The following is a 19,630-nucleotide window of genomic DNA, read 5'->3' as shown; positions in this document are numbered from 1 at the left end:
TTCTTTCTCATGGTTTGCTTGTCATTCTAAATACGCTGTGAACGGCCATCTTCTGTCTACAGAGGACACCATGTGGTATCAAACAGGTAAGGAAAATCCCTTGAAACCACGGAGGTGTCCGATGCCACAGCCCATTATATGCCTGGATGAAGAAGTCTGTCACTTTGCCGAGCGTTTTCGTTCGGCGTTTAGCAAGCCACAATATCAGTACTTCGTGACCGTACTGCTGGGATTGCTGGAGTGCGAAGGCAAGCGCACGCTGAGCGGGATCGCAAGCAAGATTGCTCAGTCTCCCAGCGTGAGTGGGTTGAGCCGGTTTCTCGCAGTGGCCCCGTGGGATCAGCAGGCGTTGGTTGTCATGTGGCTGGAGCATTTCCGCACCGAAATGCAGTCGCTGGTGGAAGTCGAACGAGAACAGCAGCGTACGGCTCAGCCGAAGCGCCGAGGTCGCCCGAAACAGCCCTTGGTGACCGGGTATGTGATTCTCTCTCCCTGACACATTTTAAAAACGCAGAGAGAAAGCCCAACCATGGTTGGCTCGACGGAAAGGTAGACATTTGGTAATGCTTGCGGCACCGAATGGGGAGAATGCGGCACGCCGGAGGAGATCAAGGAGCCACAAACGACCCAGACGAAAAATCCCTTTATCGCGTCGATCGGTCCGATCAAACTGATTTCGTTTGCCATGATGAATGCAGGAAGCAGCCAGATGGCTGACCCACCACAGCGCCAGAAACAAAGCCAGCAGCAGGCGATCAAGTCAAGCCTCCTCTTTGATCCAGCTAGCTTCGATCTTCCACCCACGACTTTTGCTATCCTGAAACGTCGCTTCTACGCGCATACGTTTGGCGTAGGTAACCACGCATTGCTTACTCGCTTTTTGATCGGAAAGCAAAACCACGCCTCTTTGCACCCATCTTGCCAGCATGCACTGATAAACGCATCGATCGTTTTGTCTTGCCACACCCTGGTTCGGCCATACCATTGTTGCCCCACTTTATGTACGAAGGTATCCAAACGGCACCAGGAACTCCACTTGTTTTTCATTTGGCGTTGACACGTGTGTTCTTTGCTGATGCGCAAGAGATAATGCCAATGCCGAGCGCGACAAATCCGCACGAGCGGTTCACCAGCTAGCCCACGATCAGCGATCAACGTGCATTCCATTTCCTGTAAATACGGCAAGACGCGATCAAGCAATCGCTCTATAATCACCCATTGCCCTTCCTCCCATTTCTCCTGCCCTGGCAGCACAGCCCAGGCAACTGGCAAAACCCGCGAATGCACCAGTACCCCCAAATAGAGGATTGTGGCATCTTCTCGGAACGGCGTTGCATCCAACACAAAGAGCAGCTTTTTCCCTTTCCAGAACGGTAATACCTGTTGAAGAAACACGTTCCACGTGTCCGCCACATTCACACGCGCATTTGCCACGAAACGTGCCAATCGTCGTTCAATGCTGGTCATCTTTGTTTCGCTGATTCCTTGTAAGTGGAGTTGTTCGGCTACCCGTTGCAAGACTGCACATCCCGACAGCACGATTCCAAGGGCAAAGAGTGCCAATGTCTTCTTCTGATGACCATGAACACTCGGCAATAGCTCACTTACTTGCTTCATCCAATCTTCCCACAGGACAAGAGTCGTATTCAAAGAGAGTGTTCTCCTCACGTTTTTACTTTTTGGGAGGTCGAGACCATGCGTGATTGACATCCAAGGGGGTATTTTTGCACCAACTCGCATCGCGGGAAAAGCTGGAAGGCTCCGAATAGATGAGTATGGCACACGTATCTATTCAGAGACTTCTACCCGCACTGAGGTATTCTCGAAGACGAGAAAAGAAACTGAGAGATTGCTGGTTAAATCAGCCCACCGCCAGCTCGAAGCGTTTGCCCTGTTATCCAGCGCGCCTGATCGCTCACTAAGAACGCAATGATATCGGCAATGTCGCGAGGCTGCCCGAGGCGACCAAGCGGAGTCTGCTGAATGAGTTGTGCAATAACTTCATCGGGAAGCACTAAGGTGCCAGTATCGACGATAGCCGGTAAGACGGTATTGACGGTAATGCCACGTGGCCCCAGCTCTTTCGAGAGCGCCAGGCTGAACTGTTCCACGGCAGCTTTGCTCCCTGCGTATGCCCCAAAGCCTGGGGTTATGGCGATGGTGGCTCCGGTTGAGATGCTTACAATATGTCCGCCATCGCGCATGCGACGGGCCGCTTCCTGTAAAGCGAAAAAGGTTCCTTTCGTATTGAGCGTAAAGAGGCTATCAAACTCTTCTTCGGTCATCTCTGCGGTTGGTCGAAGGAGTCCGATGCCTGCATTGTTGATCAGGATGTTAAGTTGCCCAAGATGATCCTCTGCCTCTTGAAAAAGGCGACGTACCTCTGAAAGTTTGCTGATGTCGGCTTGTAGAGCCAGAGCTCGTCCACCTTTAGCGACAATAGTATCAACCACTTCCTTGGCGAGGTTCTCGCTCTGATTGTAGTTGACAATCACAGATGCTCCATCCTCGCCGAGCCGCTCAGCAATGGTTCGGCCGATGCCACGACCTGCACCGGTTACCAGTGCGACTTTTCCTGTAAGAGATGTCATAGGAGTAAAACCCTTTCTCTTTCTCATTGCTCAGATGACATATGACTGAGCAGTGGGATATGATATGTTCATAAGTGTACCGTGTACGATATTCTGGGACCAGAAAGAGATTATCCTGGGATAAATTCTTTCTGGATAAGGAGAAGGGATGAATGAGCAACAACGCCGCGCGGAACTGAGCGAATTTTTGCGCACCCGTCGAGCGCGCTTGACACCTCAGCAAGTGGGCATGCCTCTCACGCGTCGTCGTCGCACGCCTGGCCTACGACGAGAAGAAGTCGCTGAACGAGCAGGAGTCAGTACTGCCTGGTATACGTATCTGGAACAGGGACGCGATGTGCACGTTTCCAAGAGCGTGCTGGAAAGTATTGCAAATGCGCTGCAACTGACCAGAGATGAGCGTATCCACCTCTCTTGGCTCGCTGATCAACCCTTGCCTCCAGAGCCGCCACCATTTGTTGAGGCAATCAGCCCTGCCTACCAGAGAACGCTTGATTTGATGGAGTGGAGTCCTGCCTACATTACCGGACGGAGGACAGACATTCTTGGGTGGAATAAGGCGGCCAGCACCGTTTTCGGAGATTTCGTGATGATCCCGGAGGAGGAGCGTAATATGCTCTGGCTGCTCTTTACCGAGAGCGCTTTTCGCCAGCGCTTTCCAGCTAGAGAGACATTCGCTCTAGAAACGCTCTCGTCATTTCGAGCCACAGCGAGCCAATATCTCGGGGATCCTCGCATCACAGCGTTTCTTGACCGGCTTCGGCAAGCGAGCCCGGAGTTTTGCCTCGCGTGGGAGCAACAGGACGTACAGAGGCAGTGTTCACAGTGGCGCGAGATCGAGCATCCACTAGTCGGACGCCTCACGCTGGAAATCGCCAGCTTTCAAATCAGTGGAGATCCTGATCTCAAGTGCTGTGTCTATTCAGCAGCACCAGGATCAGAGACAGAAGAAAAGCTGAGAGGGCTTCTTGGCTTCCAAAAAGATGATGTGGGTGAGCAGGATTCTCTCCTGTCAAAAGCACTGATGAGGAGATAGACACGTCGTATATGCCGTTGTTAAGCGAATCTTTCTCTTCCTAACTCGCTTATCCTCTTTTGTCCCTCGTCGAGAGTCTGGAAGCAATAATACATCGACGTTCAGGATGTTTTTCCCTCATTCTCAAAATGTGTCAGGGAGAGAGGGTATGTGATTGGGGATGACTCGACCATGAGCAAGCCGAAAGGGCGCAAAATGGAAGGGTTGGGCAAACAAACATCATTCGACCACCTATGACCAGCGCATCGTCGGTCACAGCCTGGTTGCCGGACTCTATGTCTTGCTGGATCGTCGGTGTCCTCTGGCTCCACAGTTGTACCGGCAGGCGAAGGTGTGTGAAACTGAAGAGGTGATATTCCAAAGCAAGATCGAGTTGATGGAAACGCTCATTCGCGCGTTCGAGCCAGTCGTTGGGACGAGAACGCACGTGTTGCTGGACAGTTGGTACTGCGCCAAATGCCTGTGGCACGCCGCACGTGAACGGGACTTCCTCATTACGACCGGGATCAAGAGCAACCGTTGGCTGCGCGTGCCTGACAAAACCACGCAGCAAGGCTGGCGCTGGCAAAAGCTCAGCGAGTATCTGGCAAACTTGACGGAGCAGGACTTTGTACAGACGTGCTGGCTACGGGGCGGGAGATCGGTCTACGTCCATGTCGTGACGACCAGCGTGCGCAAGCTGTATCGCTGTCAGATTGTGATCGTGCGCCAGACGCTCGATGCCCTACTCTCCCAGGCGCGGTACTGGGCCTCTAGTGATCTAGAGGCCGATACCGAGACGCTGCTGGCTCACCTCTCGGCTCGCTGGGACATTGAGGTGCTTTTCGGCGATGGCAAAGAAGAGCTTGGTCTGGATCATTACCAACTCATGAGTGCCCAAGCCCTGGTGCGCTTTTGGACGCTGGCGATGCTGGCTTATGCCTTTCTGGAGGAAGAGCAGCAGCGCTTGCGGGCCGCATGGCAACGTCCAGTGACCATTGGCGAAGCTCGACGCGAGATCCAGCGTCGCCATCGTCGCGGCTTGCTGGTGTGGCTGCATGAGCAGTTCCTTTCCGGCGTTCACCCTGAAGCGTTGTTTGATCTGTTTGCCGCCTGATGCGGCTCAGCCAAAATATGCAAAGATAGAGGTTTACTCTAGAAGGTGAAAAGCAACGAAATACCGTTTTCCATAAACTACTACTGCTTCTTGATCTCTGGTGATCATACAAATAACAGCACCCAGGGGCCAATTATACTCTGGGTGTTTTTGTTACTTTTCGATACAGGGGCGTGGTAGGTATGTCAAGCATTGCCATTATCTCTTTTGCATTGTAATAGTGTCCACTCATTTTATCCCCCTTTGTTTGCTTCTCCCCAGTTTTACAACACTTCCATACGCGAACTATGAGCTTCGCTCTGCTTTCCCCCTCGTATGCGTTGAGAGGTAGACACGCGGTGGGCAGCAGAGAATGGCGGTTGGAATAATGAACATGTGCATGGACGAAAGCAATCCTTTGACTCCCAACTCTTCGGGGGCAATTTTACCAAAATTTGGTATTCTACTATTTATAGAATACATCTGTGCAAAAAAAGAATGCGGCCATGCCTCCAGGGATAGCCTCAGGAGGCTATCCCTGGAGGCATGGCCGCATTCTTTGCCTTTAGATAGAAACGCTTATCTCTCCTCAGAAGAGAGGACCCGCTACGTGTTCGTTGTCAGCAGTCTCTAATGACTGGTTCATATGAGGTGTTCCCGTTATACGCTGACAATAACGTTGCGCAGCCTCTCCTCCAAAGAACCCGGTGAGGATCGCCTGAGCCTCCTGGAGCGAGGCCTCATCCTGGATCACCTGGCGACTTCGCTCATAGGACATGCTGCCCAACGTCACTACCTGCCAGGAATGTGCGGCGAGACGGGTGTGCAGCGCCTCTTCCTGACGAGCACAGGAGGCGAGGGTCCGCTGGAGCAGGACTACCGCGCTCGCCAAGCGTGTGCCTTCTCCCAGGCGAGAGAGGGGGCCAAAGAGCATGTCAGGGTCAGGATCATCCTCGAGCTCATGCACGATTTCCCAGCAGGCATGCAGCACGCAGCGATCAAAGGTAAGCACCTCCATGAGCAACCCGGGATCAGCGTTGGCCCCTGTGAGCATGTTATGGAGCAACTCACTCGTCCATCCCCGTGCATTGGCCTCACACCAGAGTTGCTTGAGGGTACGCTCTGTCAGCGCCATATCGCTACTCCCAAGAATGGCAGAGGCGGCGAGGCGTTGCTGCAAACAGGCTTCCACTTCTTCCAGGAGCGTTGCAATGATCTCTTCCGAGAAGAGATGCTCCATCCTCCACGCACGCGCCAGGACAATGGCGCGTTTCCAGGTTGCCCGCTCTTCCTCCCACTCCTCCTTGAAGGACGCATAGGGCAGTGTAGGAGGGCACTGGGCGTGAGCCAGTTCATGTAACAGGGTTCGCAGGGCCTGCTCCTCTGGTGCGTCAGGGGCATACCAAACCCAGATGTCATGATCTTCAACAGAATAGGCTCCTGCAGCGCGGAAATCCAGCGGTTGGCGAACGACCAGAAGGTTACGTATCTCTATCCTCGCATCTTTGGCACACTCCCACAGGTGGAGGAACGCGTCAGGAGGCGGATCGATCAAGGGATCGGGTGCCTCTGGTGACAGTGACGCACGCAGCTCCTGAAGCTGACGAGTGAACGTGGACGGTGGGCGGTTATGCACGCCTCATCCCTCCTTTCGTTCGCATGGTAGGTGTGGTCGTAGACACTGCAAGCTGAGTACCCAGGCGTTGCATCACGACGAAGAGGCAATCGGCCAGTGCCTGGTCTTCTGGCATCTCGTGCAAGGCACGCCAGAGGTCATGATAGGCCGTCTGCCAGTGCTGTTGTTTGGCATGGAGCAACCCACGAATGTGAAAGAAACGCGCACACGTGGGATGGAACCTAATCGCAGCGTTGAGGTCCCTGATGGCCTCCTGATGGGAGTGCAAGAGGGAACAGACCCCGCCACGCTGGGCATAGAGCTCGGCATGGGCCTCCGCATGTTCCTCTTGTCGTGGCAGGCGTGGATCAGGGCTGACTGGCGAGAGGATGTTTGAAAGCGCCTTGTGGGCCTTGTGCAGATGTCGGAGCTGAATGAGGACCTTTGCGTCGTACCAGGTCCACGCTAACAGGTCATACTCCTGTGGTTGGAGCCAGGCCTGGGCCTGTTTCCAGAGTGGGAGCGCATCTGGGTAGCGTTCCTGTGCTGTGGCGAGGACGGCGAGCACCAGACAGGCGAGCCCTTCCAGTTGCCTCGTTGCTCCCCCTCTACAGCCGTTCGTGAGCCGTTCGTGCGTTGCAGGAGTGCATGCAGATCCTGCCGTGCCTGCTCAGGGTTTCCAAGCAGGGCATAGGCAGTCCCACGTTGCAGTAGCAGGTGTTGTGTGTGCTTGTTGTGTTGAAAGAAGAGCACGCGTGGGTTGGCTTGAGGACGCCTCAATTGTGAGGACCAGATGCTCACGTGCTTTGTAAGTCGTGAGCGCTCAATGGTGCCGTCGTCGTTCACGCAGGAGCATACCTCTATGAGCGGATGGGTTGGATGCAGGATGAGGATCTGGTGCAAGGCGTACCCGATCTCTGATGCGAGCGTTGGTGCTGATATGGTGGACATGATGGAACTTACTCCTTTCAAAACTGAGAGCATGGTCTGATGGTGAGGTATCAGAGAAAGAGGGCCGCATTGTCGCCCTCTCCCTGGCATGGCTTGTGTTGTGTGGCCAACGGTTAGTCCTCTCCGGCGCGGGCCATGGCGCAGAGCACAGCATGGAAAGCCTGGGCACATTGGAGGGGATCAGGCGTGGGTGGAAGGGTAATCCCACAACGTTCGCAGAGATCTGAGAGCCGCAGACTCAGTTCCCCGAAGTAGGCCCGGGTGTGGGTGCGCAGATCCTCCATCTGGACGCTGAGGGGTGGAAAGTGCAACCGTGTGGCAGCCTCTTCGAGTCGTGCCAGGTTATAGTCGCGCTGGAAACTAACCAAGAAGCGATCCTGGCAGGCCTGGACAAGCTGATCCCACACCTCAGGGAAAGAGGGCGCCGACGCCAGCCGCTCTGCGCTCAGTCCATAGGTCTCCCCGCGTGCAAAGGAGACAGGGTCTGTTGGGCGAACCAAGAGATGCTCGATGGGCAGACCTGTTCGATCAACCAGGGTGACCGCGATGATTTCAGCGTCGTGTGCGAGCCCGGCGGTGGTCAGGTGGAAAATGGCCAGATCGGGGCGTGCCAGTATCTCCTGTGCCCACCGGATTTCCTGGAGCGGTGGCAGTGGTGGGAGGGTGTGCAGGGCGTAACGCAATTGCCCAATCTCCTGCTGCATGCGGATCTGGATCTGCATGAGCAGTTGCCCGAGCCGTTCGCGTCTCTGGGCTCGCGCTTTGCGAGAGAGGCCCGAGGGCATGAGGCTTGCCTGCTGCTCTTCTTCCAGGAGGGCTCGTGCTTGCTCGATGGCCTGCTGGTAATTAAAGGGGAATGGGTTGATGATATGCGTCATATGTATGTCCTTTCAGACAAAGGACGACAGCCTCCCACTATGTATGGAGAAAGCTGTCGTCATCAGAAAACAATGGGAACATGTTGCATGCCTGAGAGATCGTGAGGTATGCTCAGAGGAGAGAGAGCGTGAGTGGAATGCGCTCCCTCTTCGTGGTGCCTCTTCAGGGGTGATATTGCAGATCCAATCCTGAAGAGGTTCTTTTTGTTTAAAGCTGCTCCTCACGCCTCTGCTGAAGCAGGTGCTCAACGGAGGCAAGGGCATCGCGTATCTCTTTGAGCTTGTCGGGCAAGATGTAGTAGTAGTTATGCGTTCCCTGTTGTTTTACTCCAATCAGCTTAGCAAACAGTAAGAGCCGCAAATGGTGCGAGACGACGGGCTGGCTGCGTGGGATCCGTTCGACCAGCTCCCGGACACAGAGATTTCCTCCTTCCTGGGCGAGCAAACGGAGCAAACGAAACCGGATGGGGCTCGCGAGGGCCTCAAGCAGGAGCACGAGGCCTGCATCCTCTTCCAATCCTGCTTCTCGCCAGTCTGTGTTCCCACTCGACTCTGAGGCTGTCTCCGCGACGGAAGGCATGAGCGAGAGATGCAGGGAACGTTGTTGCTGCTGTGTGTTCATGAGATATGTTTATCCTTTCTTCGGTGCGTTGGTTGAAGGAGTGCGAACCTCGTTTCGGGTAAAGGGGCCGTCAGTGTACTGACAGAGCGGGCAGACCAGGGCCAGGGTGCGCTGTGTTTGCTGATCCACATGGGGTGTGAGCCAGCTTTCACAATGGGGACAAGAGGGAGATTCCTGCATGAACCCCAAGGTCGTGGAAGGCAGGCTGGCAACCGGCTCCAGCGGCACAATGACCTCTGTCTGCGCCGCGAGCCAGTGGCGAACCGCATCGGCGGTCTGTCCTCGCAATTCCAGCGTTTGGATGGAAGAGGTTGCGGCATCTCCCATGAGTGGGTCTGGTAGTGAGATATAGCGCAGGAGGAGGGTAGTGTCGCCCTCAATGGCACTTTCCAGCAGTTCGCAGATGTGTGCGCGTGAGAGTAGGTGGGTGCCGAGCTGGAGAAACGGTCGAGGGATCGAGGGGCGCGTGTGGAGATACCAGTTGAGCAGGACCTCCTGGTCGGCTTGGTTTTGAATCAAAAGCGGGGCCAGCCGTTCGCTTGCGAACACGATCTCGATCCCTGGTGCAAGCAGGCGGGAGCGGTGGTCGATGAGGGTGATCATGTGTTCGCGATCAAGGATGCGCCCACCCAGTGGGAGGTACCGGTAGGGCTGGTCCTCGTCGTGGGCCTTGTGGTCGGCGTCAAGAGATGTATGTGTGTCATTGTGGGTCTCAGACATAACGGTATGATGTCCTTTCTCTACATGCGTTGTTGGTGAGACGTTGATTGTGTGAGAGGCGCGATGGAGGGCTGCGGCAATGGGGAAGGGAAGGGCTAGTCATGGACAGTAGCTCTCTGCATGGTCTGTTGTTGTGGGATGTCCTGGCAGGGCGATGTGTGCGAGGGCAATGGAAACGGAGTCACCTGAAGAGGACGCGTGATATAGAAGGCGATGAGTTGTGCCGTACGTCTGCTCAGTGCGCGACTGACTGGCGGGGGAAGGTGTTCGACCTCTCGCCAGTCAGTAAGGGCGGCCAGCCGATGGAGTCGTGGAAGCAGGAGTTGAGGGAGCAGATGTAAGGGTGTGGGAGGGAGTGGAAAGCGCCAGATAACGTAGCTTGTATAATATGTGCTCACCTGGCATTGGCGTGTTCTCATCCCGCCTTCTATCCTGATCAGGAACTGATCGGTATAGTGCCAGGTACGAAATCCAGTGGGGGTGAGTGACCTGGGACGTGTCGGTGACGCTGGTGGAATGTGGACAAAGTCAAGATGCTGGCGTCGCCACTCATGCTGCCACCATTCGGCAAGGCGCTGTTCCATCCCATCATTGAACGGCGTCAGGACCTTATCGTGATAGGGCAGAAAGATGCGCGTGGGTTGAGGGAGCGGACCAAAGGGTTGAAAGAGCCGTTTGGGCGTGTCAAAGCCCTCGATACAGGCGAGGACCTGCCCGGGAAAGACGTGTCGGTACCCGTGTTCCTGGTCGGTCACGTGAGATGGATCGCTGGTAAATTCCACGAACCAATCCCGGGCCGTCGTTTTGTAGAGGCTGGTGAAGGCCTCTAGTTCTTTGAGTAGAAAGCGATAGCGGGTATCTTCTCGACGCATAGGGGATGTTCCTTTCATAAAAGACATGAAAAAACTGGCTCACCTGCCTGTCAGTGCAGGCAGATGAGCCAGTACGTACGAAGAAAGAATCTATATGCACAGGAACAGCAGTGTTCCTGGGGAATGGTGTCTACTTAGCGCAGGTAGGAGGTCAAAACCACGTCTCGACGGTTATGCCCCAGCGCGCGTGACACGATCAGGACGGCTTCCTCATCAAGGATGCCACGGGGCAGTCGCCCCTGTGGCAGGGGCAGAGGACGACCAGAAAGGGATTGATAGAGTGCCTGGGCATACGCTCGACGATAGGCATGGATATCGAGGTGCTTGGGGAGGCGAGGAAAGACTTTCTCCTCGCCCCGTCGACCCTCTACCAGGCGGAGTACGGTTGTCTCTTGCCCTGGAAGGACAGGAACCTGGCGTATTTTGCCCCCTTTACCGTGGACGTGGGCGAGCATCACCTGTCCATCTGGCAGCCTCTCGATCTGTCCAACCCGCAGCGCTCGCGCTTCATGCCGCCGTAAGCCGGTTGCGCCAAGAAAGGCAAGCAGATCCTGCCAGGCTTCTGGAGACATGTAGCGAGGCCGTTTCTGGTGCGAAGAAGGGGTACGGGAGCGACGAATGGCCTCTCGATGCCGTGCCGGTAATGGCACCTCGCTGGCAAGAGTCGGAGAGCCAAAGAAGAGGCGCAAGGCGCTGCGCGTGGTTGCAAGTGTCCAGGGACTATAGCCCTCTTGCACATGCAGTTGCAAGTAGGCAGAGACGAGTGCATCCGCACGTTGGTCGATCTCGTGCAGGCGTTTTGTCCCATGCGTTGCGCGGCACCAGCATAAAAAGCGCATCACGATGTTCTGGTACGTTGTCCGTGTAGTATAGGCGTGAATCTTTCCATCAGAAAACGGCCAGTGATAGGTTCCCAGGACGCGAGCCTGGGCTTTGGCGTGCGCGCGGCTCTGTCCCAGCGCCATCAAACTGTCCAGCCTCTGTTGCGCTTCATAAAGGAGCCCTGGTCGTTTCCCCATCGCGGGTACACTCTTCTTCGCGTGAAATGACGTGGTTGACCTACAAGGCCTGTCGTTGCGTTCAGTAATTGCGAAGCCGTCTGCCTGCACAGGATTGCCTCTGCAGAGCAGGGAGAAGACGGTGAAGAGGGGCTCCGTGATCTCTTTTGTGCCCTGTGTTGTGCTGACGCCTGCCTCCCAGAGAAGGTGGGAACCATGCACCAGTCGACATAGGACACGTGTTGTCTTCTCGTAAGGTGCAGACAGAGAGCCAGGCTCAATCTGTTGCACGTGCAGCGCCAGGATAGCAGGATAGATGGAGGGACTCAACATCCACTCTTGCTATCCCTTCTTATGCACTGCGGCTCTCATGAATGAGAACGCATGTTCTCCTGTAATACGGATGGGTAGAGGCTGCGGTTACATGTTTCCCTCGCTTTCTCAAAACGCGACTATTCTCCTGGAAAAGAGTATACGCGCTTTATTTACCAGTTGGCTCTTCTGAAGCATCCAGGAAAGCGAAAAAGGGGACAAATGACCCATGACCCTCCCTCACCGATTCAGGTAGAGTATAAAGGCAAGTGACGAGTACTCTGCCTCACTTGCTTGTTGTTCTTGAAACCGTTTGGAGGCGTCTTATGGCTCATATCACTTCCTCTTTTCCTCAACAGCGCGTTCGGCGGGGGCGTTGGCTCATGGGTGCTCTCGTTTTGTTTTCAGCATTCTTTTTCCCTCCTCATTCGCTTCATGGCAGACTCAGTATCGAGGCAATGAATTTCTCGCACATTTTTCCCTATACCTATGTGGGTGGCATTGGGGGACAATTGGTGAATCTGCTGCGTTTATTCAGAGATACTCCCGTTCAGGCAAGGGATTTTCTTGTCGTGTTCGTGCCATTTTGTCTCTCTGCTGTCACCTTGACCCTCTGCATCATCCTGTTCTGGGGACATGTTGTGGATCGTGCCGTTCGTCCAACGTTGGCACGAGTTTTGCTGTCTGTGTTGGGAGCCATCAGCACATCGCTCCTGCTCACGTTGGTTTGGATCCCGGTGGAGTTTCTTCTGCTGGCCAACGATGAGAGCCGAGGGGGGACACTCCTCTTTACAGTCACACCTGCACTACTGGTTGTCCAGTTGGTGTTCGCGCCGTTCCTCTTCCTTGGGGGTGTAGCTCTCGTCAAATGGCAGCAAGCCAGGGAAAATCAGATCAAAGCCAAGTGTCACCGAATCATTCTCTGTGGTCATGAATGCACCTCGACTGGCCTAAGAATGCCCTGGCGTTGAAAACAAAGCGATGCGATTGCCGGCTGGATCAGCAAAGACTGCGGTCCACCCATACGGGACTTCGGTTTTCGGCGTCAGCGTTGTTGCTCCAAGCTCCTCCGCTTTCGCCAGGGTAGCATCGATGTCCTCGGTAAAGAGATAGATTAAGACGTGACCAGGCTGAATTCCTGTGTTTTCTCCCGCTTGAACAAAAGCGCCCCCAGGACCGCGCTGCACGTGGAACAGATGAGCGTTGCGAGTTGGATCGACGCCCTCAATCTGCCAATCAAAGACCTCTGTGTAGAAGGTGCTGAGAGTTGCGGGATCGGTAGCTGGAATTTCGATATGACAAATTGGATGATCTGACATCTTTTTTCCTTTCTGATCTTCTTACACCCAGAGATTGCTTGCTTCCACTGCCAAGCAGATGCACCTGGATGCTATTGAGACGTATTGTCTAAACTTTCCCTTGTTTCGAGCGCAAGTAGCGGTAAGCTCAAACGACCAATCTTCGCAAGAACGCCTTGCAGTGCTGGCTGATCGGGAAGTGTGCCAGAAAGCCAGGAGATACCATCAGGTTCATGGAGAATCTGTAATCCCTCCAGAAACGTTTGCCAGGATGGGTCCAGGTGCCCCCGTACCCGGATCGAAACATGCATCGCGTTAGCCTCCTGATAAGATCGTCTCTGCTGTTTTGCCGTCACAGCCTGAGAAAAGCATAGCTGGAAAATGGAGGAAGAGGCATCGCCCGAGTTCGTGATTGAGGAGGTGATTGTGGGGAGACGCCAACCTCGCCACTCCCGGCGCGAGAGGTTCCCCAACGGCAGGCATGCGCCTGCTGGTAAAGAGCGCGAAACATTCGCGCTCTTTACCACCTGCTGAACGCGGCTGCTAGAGGAGTTGCAAACGCTGGCTTATGGCAATGGCTTCAGCGCGTCGGCTCACGCCGAGCTTGCGATAGATGCTGCTGACCTGAGACTTGATGGTATTGGGAGAGACAACGAGTGTCTGAGCCATCTCCTTGTAGGTCTGCCCCGCTACCAGCATCTGCAATACCTGCTGCTCTTGCCGAGAGAGCGGACTGAGAAGTGGGCTCCTCTTCGAGGAAGCAGAGAACGCTTCGCTCTCCTGGGTAACTCCTGGTGTGTTCCGCTCCAGAGTTGCAAGTAGGCGCAGGATAGCAGACTGAGAAAAGACAGATGTGCTTGCTTGGGAGATCTCTTCGTGGCGCACTTGCAACCAGACCTCCAACACCTCTCTCATCAAAGGAGATCCGCTATCAAGGTCCAGACGAACACAGTCCTCTGGCTCGACGAGAGCAAACAGGCGCGCCGCTATTTGAACGGCGTGTTCACGCATCTCACACCGCGAGAGCACGACAACCGAGAGCGCCATCCATTCGATCGCAGCGTCAAGCAACCCTGGCTGGTCAAAGTACTCCTGGAAGCGAGAGAGGAGTTCAGCGGCCTGAAGATACTGCTGCTGAACGAGCAAAACCCGCACGCCCATCAGCACTTCCCAACGGGACATGGGGTTCCAGGCTCTTTTCGGCAAGATGGTTCGCACGGTCCAGGCCAATGCCGCTCCCACATTGCCCTCCAACAGCCACAGTTGGACGCGCAAGATGGGTATCCAGGGGGCTCGTGCGGCAAAACGCTCGCGCTCCATCAGTGTTTCAAGTTGTTGAAAAGACTGTTGGGCCGCGACACGATCCCTTTTCGTCAGGGCAAGTCGGAAAGAGAAAACTTCTCCCATAACCAACAATTCCACCTGTTGCCAGTTGTGTGCGATCTCAAGCATCAGCTTCAGCCCGTTTGCCGCTTCTTCCAGCCTCCCTTGAGCGTAGTCAACGAGGAAGAGGGCATAGTACAGTTGTCCTTCCCACGGAGTTCGCCCACCAATTCGTTCGAGAAGAGCAAGTCCCGCCTTCGCTTCCTTTCGTGCTCGATGCAGTTTTCCAGCTTGGACAAAGGAATGAGCGAGCCAAACACTGACGCGGATAGCCACCAGGGGATCACCTGCCTCCCTCATCTCTTGTTGAGCTGTCTGCAACCGAGAAATGAGACAGGCTCCCTCGCCCCCAAGGACGACGGCCAGGAAGAAAGGAAGCGTGAGCCGTATGACATTCCAGCTGATGTCCTCATCAGGGGAGAGCGCTTCTATCTCTTGGGTGAGCTGCTGCAGCTGTTCTCTGTCGCCCTGTTTGACAAGCACCCGTGTCTGGATTAAGGCTCGCAGCACGTGCAGACGCAACCTGATGAACCCCGCCTCCGCATCGGTCAGCGAGAATCTACTCGCTTGGTGCAGGATTTCTTCCAAACGTGTTTGCAGGCTCTCTACCTGAGCCCGCAGAGCGGCATGTCCCACGCTGGTAGTGATACTGGCGGAATTGAGCAAGCGAAAAGCAGCATTGAGGGTGAGACGTAAGTGCGCCCGTAGCACAGCATTGGGCAGAGCCAGTACCCAGTTGTGAATGGTTCTGGCTTCTCCATTGAGCCAGAAGACAGGAGCCGCCTGCTCCAGCAGGTCCGCTGCATACGAGAAGTCAGGCGCTGCCAGCGCGTGCATAATCGCTTCCCGTATCTCGCTTTGCCCCTCATACCAGTGGGCGGCTCGGATGTGCAGGAGTGGAAGAACGTCTGGCTGCCTCGCCAGCAAACGGGCAAGCAGCACCTCACGAAAGAGATCATGGTAGCGATACCACTGCCGCCGCTCATCGAGAGGCACGACAAAGAGATTCGCTCTCTCCACCTCTTCCAGCATGTGTTGGCAGGCATCTTGGGTCATTCCTACGGCGACGGCCTGACAGATGGCCGCGTTCATTCTGTTCACGACGCTTGTCTGGAGCAAAAAGTTCTGGAGGGAATGTGGGAGCTGTGCGAGAATATCTTGCTGCACATAATCCAGCAAGTAGCGGTGCGATCCCCCAAAGTCTGTGATCCAGGCCGAGAGATCCTCGCACGAGCGCGCCGAGAGTGCTGCCAGGTGGAGACCAGCAATCCATCCCCCCGTGCGCCGGTACAGGATACCGACCTGCTCTTCTGAAAGAGGCAGATCCATGCCCTGTACCAGGAAACTGGACGCCTCTGAGAGCGTTAAGGACAAATCCTGGTCTCGGATCTCGAGCAGTTGGCCATGCACACGCAACCTTGCGAGGGCAAGGTCAGGATCACGGCGCGTTGCAAGCACGAGATGCAGATGTGTAGGGGCATGATCAAGCAAGAAGCGCATGGAATCATGAATCTCAGCCTCCTCGATCAGATGATAATCATCTAGCATCAGAAGACAGTCTCGGGAAAGTGGTACCAGATCATTGAGCAGAGCCGTCAGAATCGTCGAGAGTGGAGGAGCCTGCCGAGCCTGCAGCAAGGCGAGCGCCTGCTCTCCAACGCTGGGCAGCGAGTTGCGCAGGGCTGCGATGACCACATGCCAAAACCGGAGAGGGTTATTGTCCAGGGAATCCAGAGAGAGCCAGGCCATCACCAGTTCGGCATCGCTCCCTGTGCCCATGAGCCTTCCTTCTCCCCGAATCTGCGAGAGGCGAGCCGTCGCCGACCAGGTTGAGAGCAGGGTGGTCTTGCCGCTACCAGCAGAAGCCGAAACGAGCGTCAGCGCGTGGGTCCGAACCGCTTGCAAGGAGGTTCGCGAGTCAGCCCGCTCCACCAGAAAACTCGGCAAACGAGGAGGGGAGAACTTGGTGGAGAGCAGCGGGCTCTGCTCTTGATGGGGATGTGCAGCAGCCGTCCTCTTGCTTCCTTGCTCAGCCTTTTCTCGTCGAGAGATGGGAATCGCGCGTGTGGGGGAAGGAGTGGGATTATTCAGCTTCCCCGCTACTTCCTCTAAGCGTGCAAACGTCAGCCGTTCGGATGGACCTAAATAGCCCTTGTGGGTATGCTGGCCGTGTTTGTGGTAAGCATACCAATAGCCACGCCCCCGCTCGCGGGCTTCTTTGAGCACCGAGAGCCGCCCGGATTGGCCCACGAAGGCAAACGAGATCTGGGATCTCACCCAGGCAGAAAAGGCTTCTCCGCCTTGTACAGAGAAGTGCTGCTCAGCCTGTCCGTGGAGATACAGTTCATAGCGCTGGTTACGTTGCGACCACATGAGTGTTGCTCGTGACAGTTCGGGCATCATCTCCCCCTACGCTGTTGGGGATCTTTTCCACGTCGGTTCCCCAACATTCACTATTATAGTACAAAGATGATCGACAAGAAAGTACAGCAGAGAACGAGCAGCTTCCCCGCTCATCCGCTTATTCCCTGGCAGAGCCATATGTCGCAGTAATCGACCGTTTCTTGGCACAGCGAGAAGCCCATCAGGATCAGGGTCTGGGGTGTTCATTCGTGTTAGGATAACCTGATGCTTTTGTGTCAAAAACCCATCTCACAATCAGCGTCTTATTTCATTCAGCACGAGATGAGTAAGTGAGACTAAATGTAGAGTTTATTCGCACCTATCAGTCAACGTCACTGCCGGGATTTGTAAACCCTCCGTGGCGAGGTTTCTGTTTCATCTTTTCCATTCTCCAAAGCACACGCAAGACGACACCTCCAACGAGGTGTCGTCTTGCGTGTCGATGTATCATCGGTACGTTTTTCATGCGCCTTCCATGCCCTCTGGAGCGATTGCCTTTTGAGACTCACCGCTGTCTTGCAGAGGCGACGTTGATGTGTGAAAGAGCCCTTCATAGCTGATAGCAGCACAATTGACCCAGGAGAGGACAAAGAGTTGCCAGGCCGCCTCAAGCGGGGTCGTGTCCTGCCCCGATGGAAACAGAAACCAGATGGCTCTGGGATGCCGTGGGGCACAGGAAGGAAGATCTTCCGTGTCCATCCAGGGGGCGATGGTGGTGAGCACTTCCGTCCACGGTGTAAAGATCAGCTGAAGACAATAGAGGTGCGCTGGCTGCCTCCCCTGATCATGCTGGGCGAACAGCGTCTCATAGCATTGCCAATGCATGCGCAGGGCGTAGCCACGCGCTCCAAAGCACAGCTGGTTGACTAGCGCAATGACCTCTTGCAGTGCGGTCTCATCGTGTATGATCTGTCGGCTTTGCTCACATGACACTGTGCCCGATGTCGTCGTGTGCCAGGAGCGCCGGGCAAGACGTGCTCGCAGTGCCTCTTCCTGCCGGGCGCAGGAGGCGAGCGTCCGTTGGAGCATCTCTACCGCGCGGATCAGTTGTGCCGCGTCATGGAGATGGGAGAGGGGGCCAAAGAGCGTCTCCGGGTCGGGATCTGCTTCAGGTTCATGTGCCGTTTCCCAGCAAGTATGAAGGGCGCAGCGATCAAAGGTGAGCACTTCAGCAAGGTATCCTGGATCAGCACATGTCCCTGTGAGGACCTCGTGCAGCAGTTGACCGGTCCATCCGCGGGCATGGGCTTCAAGTCGGATTTGTCTGAGGGCCTGTTCGGTGCGCGCCATATCGGTACTGCCAAGGATGGCAGAGGCGGCGAGACGCTGCTGCAAACACGCCTCCACCTCTTCCTGGATCTCTGCTATGCTCTCTTGCGGGAACAGATGAGCCATACCCCAACTGTGTGCCAGGGCAACGGCGCGCTGCCAGGTCGCTTGTTCTTCGGCCCACTCCTCTTCAAACGACGCATAGGGCAGATTCGGGGGACACTGGGCATGCGCCAGTTCGTGGAGAAGGGTACGCAGGACCTGCTCTTCCGGTATCTCCAGGGCGGACCAGATCCAAATGTCATGATGCTCAACGGAATAGGCTCCGGCAGCGTGAGGATCAAGCGGCTGGCTCACCACGAAGAGCTCGCTTACCACGATACCCGCAGCCCTGGCACATTCCCACAGGCGCAGGAACGCGTCGGGTGGTGGATCGATCAGGGGGTCAGGTGCTTCTGGTGGAAGCGATGCGCGTAACGCCTGAAGCTGGCGGGTGAAGGTGGAGTTATGCATGGGTGACGCTCTCTTTCGTCTGTGGTGTGGCAGGTGTCGCAAGTTGTGCTCCCAGGCGTTGCAGCACGACGAAGAAGCAAGCCACCAGTTCCTGGTCTTCTGGCATGTCGTGGAGCGAGTGCCACAGATCCTGATACGCTGCCTGCCAGTGCTGCTGCCTGGCATGAAGGAGTCCGCGAATGGAGAAGAAACGCGCACAGGTGGGGGTGAGCGCGAGTGCTCTGTTGAGGTCCCGAATCGCCTCCTGGTGGTAGCCCAGGAGGGAACGGACCCCGCCGCGCTGTGCATAGAGTTCGGCGTAGGCGTCGGCGCGTTCCTCCTGCCGTGGCAGGCGTGGATCAGAGGTGGCAGGCGTGAGGATCTGTGTGAGAACGCTGTCGGCCTTGCGTATGTGCTTGAGCCTAATGAGGACCTTCACGTAGTGCCAGGTCAATGTGAGCCGGTCGTATTCATGTGGCTGAAGCCAAGCCTGTGTCTGTTTCCAGAGCGGGAGGGCATCCGGGTAGCGTTCCTGGTGTGTTGAGAGGACCGCGAGCACCAGGCAGGCAAGCCCTTCCAGCCGCCTGTGTGTTTGGCTCCCGCCATGTGCGTGTTGTAGAAGCGCGTGAAGGTCTTGCCGTGCCTGCTCAGATGATCCAAGCAGGGCAAATGCGACCCCGCGTTGCAGAAGCAGGCGTTGCGTCTGCTCTCTTCTCTGAAAGCAGAGCGCGTGCTGGCTGGACTGAGAGTGCCGTAATTGTGATGACCAGGTGGCAATGGATTCAGAGAGGCGTGTGCGCTCAATCGTACCATTCTCGCTGACGCAGGCGAAGACCGCTGTGAGCGGATGTGATGGATACAGGGTGAGCACCTGGTGCAAGGCGTCTGCAATCTCCTGTGCCAGAGTATGTCTTGATGATGTGGGCATGATGTGATTTGTCTCCTTTCAAAAAGGACGACAGCCTCCCGGGCGCGCCGGGAGGCTGTCGTTACGCTGGAAACTGTGTTGTACGATGAGAGGTCGTGAGATATGCTTCTGAGGAGAGCGCATTGGCGTACTTCCGCTCTCTCCTCACCTTGTTTCAGTGGAGAGAGATAAGCTCTCGGCCCTTGAA

General features: G+C 55.6%; 20 protein-coding genes. 5 read left to right on the top strand and 15 right to left on the bottom strand.

Translation table 11 applies throughout. The features are described 5' to 3' along the window. Positions 1–121 precede the first annotated feature (121 nt). Positions 122–496, top strand: a complete 375-nt coding sequence (locus JMJ04_RS21635; RefSeq protein WP_201372570.1) for a hypothetical protein — start codon at positions 122–124, stop codon at positions 494–496. 335 nt (positions 497–831) lie between these two features. Here JMJ04_RS21635 and JMJ04_RS21630 read toward each other — a convergent pair whose 3' ends face one another. Together JMJ04_RS21630 and JMJ04_RS21625 are read right to left on the bottom strand one after the other, a co-directional pair. Continuing rightward, complete coding sequence (locus JMJ04_RS21630) at positions 832–1,650, bottom strand: hypothetical protein (protein ID WP_236038252.1); 819 nt, start codon at positions 1,648–1,650, stop codon at positions 832–834. Positions 1,651–1,856: 206 nt separating this feature from the next. Next, positions 1,857–2,591: an SDR family oxidoreductase gene (locus JMJ04_RS21625; RefSeq protein ID WP_201369414.1), complete on the bottom strand. Its 735-nt coding sequence runs from the start codon at positions 2,589–2,591 to the stop codon at positions 1,857–1,859. Positions 2,592–2,739: 148 nt separating this feature from the next. On the opposite strand from JMJ04_RS21625, the gene JMJ04_RS21620 reads away from it, so the two are divergent. Then, entirely contained in the window at positions 2,740–3,627 is an 888-nt protein-coding gene (locus JMJ04_RS21620) for a helix-turn-helix transcriptional regulator (RefSeq protein ID WP_201369413.1), read from the top strand. 376 nt (positions 3,628–4,003) lie between these two features. Beyond that, complete coding sequence (locus tag JMJ04_RS21615; protein WP_201372569.1) at positions 4,004–4,723, top strand: transposase; 720 nt, start codon at positions 4,004–4,006, stop codon at positions 4,721–4,723. A 568-nt stretch (positions 4,724–5,291) separates the two neighbouring features. Here the strand turns inward: JMJ04_RS21615 and JMJ04_RS21610 are convergent. The 8 genes from JMJ04_RS21610 to JMJ04_RS21580 form a co-directional block, all read right to left on the bottom strand. Then, positions 5,292–6,338: a hypothetical protein gene (locus JMJ04_RS21610; RefSeq protein ID WP_236038250.1), complete on the bottom strand. Its 1,047-nt coding sequence runs from the start codon at positions 6,336–6,338 to the stop codon at positions 5,292–5,294. Continuing rightward, the gene (locus JMJ04_RS46655; protein ID WP_236038249.1) at positions 6,331–6,885 is read right to left on the bottom strand and encodes a tetratricopeptide repeat protein; all 555 of its coding nucleotides are present in this window, start codon (positions 6,883–6,885) and stop codon (positions 6,331–6,333) included. Before JMJ04_RS46655 ends, JMJ04_RS21610 begins: the two co-directional genes overlap by 8 nt. Next, positions 6,783–7,268 (bottom strand): hypothetical protein, encoded by a 486-nt coding sequence (locus JMJ04_RS46650; RefSeq protein WP_236038246.1) that lies wholly within the window; start codon positions 7,266–7,268, stop codon positions 6,783–6,785. The genes JMJ04_RS46655 and JMJ04_RS46650 overlap by 103 nt, the downstream gene beginning before the upstream one ends. A gap of 113 nt (positions 7,269–7,381) precedes the next feature. After that, on the bottom strand, positions 7,382–8,146 hold the full coding sequence (locus JMJ04_RS21600; RefSeq protein WP_201372568.1) for a 3'-5' exonuclease: 765 nt from the start codon (positions 8,144–8,146) through the stop codon (positions 7,382–7,384). A gap of 208 nt (positions 8,147–8,354) precedes the next feature. Next, positions 8,355–8,768: an ArsR/SmtB family transcription factor gene (locus tag JMJ04_RS21595; protein WP_201372567.1), complete on the bottom strand. Its 414-nt coding sequence runs from the start codon at positions 8,766–8,768 to the stop codon at positions 8,355–8,357. A 9-nt stretch (positions 8,769–8,777) separates the two neighbouring features. Continuing rightward, a complete protein-coding gene (locus JMJ04_RS21590; RefSeq protein WP_201372566.1) occupies positions 8,778–9,488 on the bottom strand; it encodes a hypothetical protein in 711 nt (236 codons plus the stop codon). Between the two features lie 95 nt (positions 9,489–9,583). After that, positions 9,584–10,360 carry a hypothetical protein gene (locus tag JMJ04_RS21585; protein ID WP_201372565.1) on the bottom strand — a complete coding sequence of 259 codons (777 nt, stop codon included), beginning with the start codon at positions 10,358–10,360 and terminating at the stop codon, positions 9,584–9,586. A 134-nt stretch (positions 10,361–10,494) separates the two neighbouring features. Continuing rightward, positions 10,495–11,691 carry a tyrosine-type recombinase/integrase gene (locus JMJ04_RS21580; protein ID WP_236038244.1) on the bottom strand — a complete coding sequence of 399 codons (1,197 nt, stop codon included), beginning with the start codon at positions 11,689–11,691 and terminating at the stop codon, positions 10,495–10,497. A gap of 305 nt (positions 11,692–11,996) precedes the next feature. On the opposite strand from JMJ04_RS21580, the gene JMJ04_RS21570 reads away from it, so the two are divergent. Further along, positions 11,997–12,641, top strand: coding sequence for a hypothetical protein (locus tag JMJ04_RS21570; protein WP_201372564.1), 645 nt, complete (start codon positions 11,997–11,999; stop codon positions 12,639–12,641). Here the strand turns inward: JMJ04_RS21570 and JMJ04_RS21565 are convergent. Together JMJ04_RS21565 and JMJ04_RS21560 are read right to left on the bottom strand one after the other, a co-directional pair. Next, complete coding sequence (locus JMJ04_RS21565) at positions 12,621–12,989, bottom strand: VOC family protein (RefSeq protein ID WP_201372563.1); 369 nt, start codon at positions 12,987–12,989, stop codon at positions 12,621–12,623. The two genes, JMJ04_RS21570 and JMJ04_RS21565, sit on opposite strands and share 21 nt — an antisense overlap. 71 nt (positions 12,990–13,060) lie before the next feature. Further along, complete coding sequence (locus JMJ04_RS21560) at positions 13,061–13,279, bottom strand: hypothetical protein (RefSeq protein ID WP_201372562.1); 219 nt, start codon at positions 13,277–13,279, stop codon at positions 13,061–13,063. 70 nt (positions 13,280–13,349) lie between these two features. On the opposite strand from JMJ04_RS21560, the gene JMJ04_RS21555 reads away from it, so the two are divergent. Then, positions 13,350–13,502: a hypothetical protein gene (locus tag JMJ04_RS21555; RefSeq protein WP_201372561.1), complete on the top strand. Its 153-nt coding sequence runs from the start codon at positions 13,350–13,352 to the stop codon at positions 13,500–13,502. 9 nt (positions 13,503–13,511) lie between these two features. Here the strand turns inward: JMJ04_RS21555 and JMJ04_RS21550 are convergent, their stop codons facing one another. The 3 genes from JMJ04_RS21550 to JMJ04_RS21540 all read right to left on the bottom strand — a co-directional run bounded on the left by JMJ04_RS21550 (position 13,512) and on the right by JMJ04_RS21540 (position 19,443). Next, on the bottom strand, positions 13,512–16,724 hold the full coding sequence (locus tag JMJ04_RS21550; protein ID WP_236038242.1) for a winged helix-turn-helix domain-containing protein: 3,213 nt from the start codon (positions 16,722–16,724) through the stop codon (positions 13,512–13,514). Between the two features lie 492 nt (positions 16,725–17,216). Further along, a complete protein-coding gene (locus JMJ04_RS21545; RefSeq protein WP_201372559.1) occupies positions 17,217–18,536 on the bottom strand; it encodes a hypothetical protein in 1,320 nt (439 codons plus the stop codon). Beyond that, entirely contained in the window at positions 18,529–19,443 is a 915-nt protein-coding gene (locus tag JMJ04_RS21540) for a tetratricopeptide repeat protein (protein WP_201372558.1), read from the bottom strand. The genes JMJ04_RS21545 and JMJ04_RS21540 overlap by 8 nt, the downstream gene beginning before the upstream one ends. Positions 19,444–19,630 lie beyond the last annotated feature (187 nt).

It is taken from the genome of Ktedonobacter robiniae (assembly GCF_016587375.1).
GTDB lineage: Bacteria > Chloroflexota > Ktedonobacteria > Ktedonobacterales > Ktedonobacteraceae > Ktedonobacter > Ktedonobacter robiniae.
This window is presented reverse-complemented; position numbering and strand designations above follow the sequence as displayed.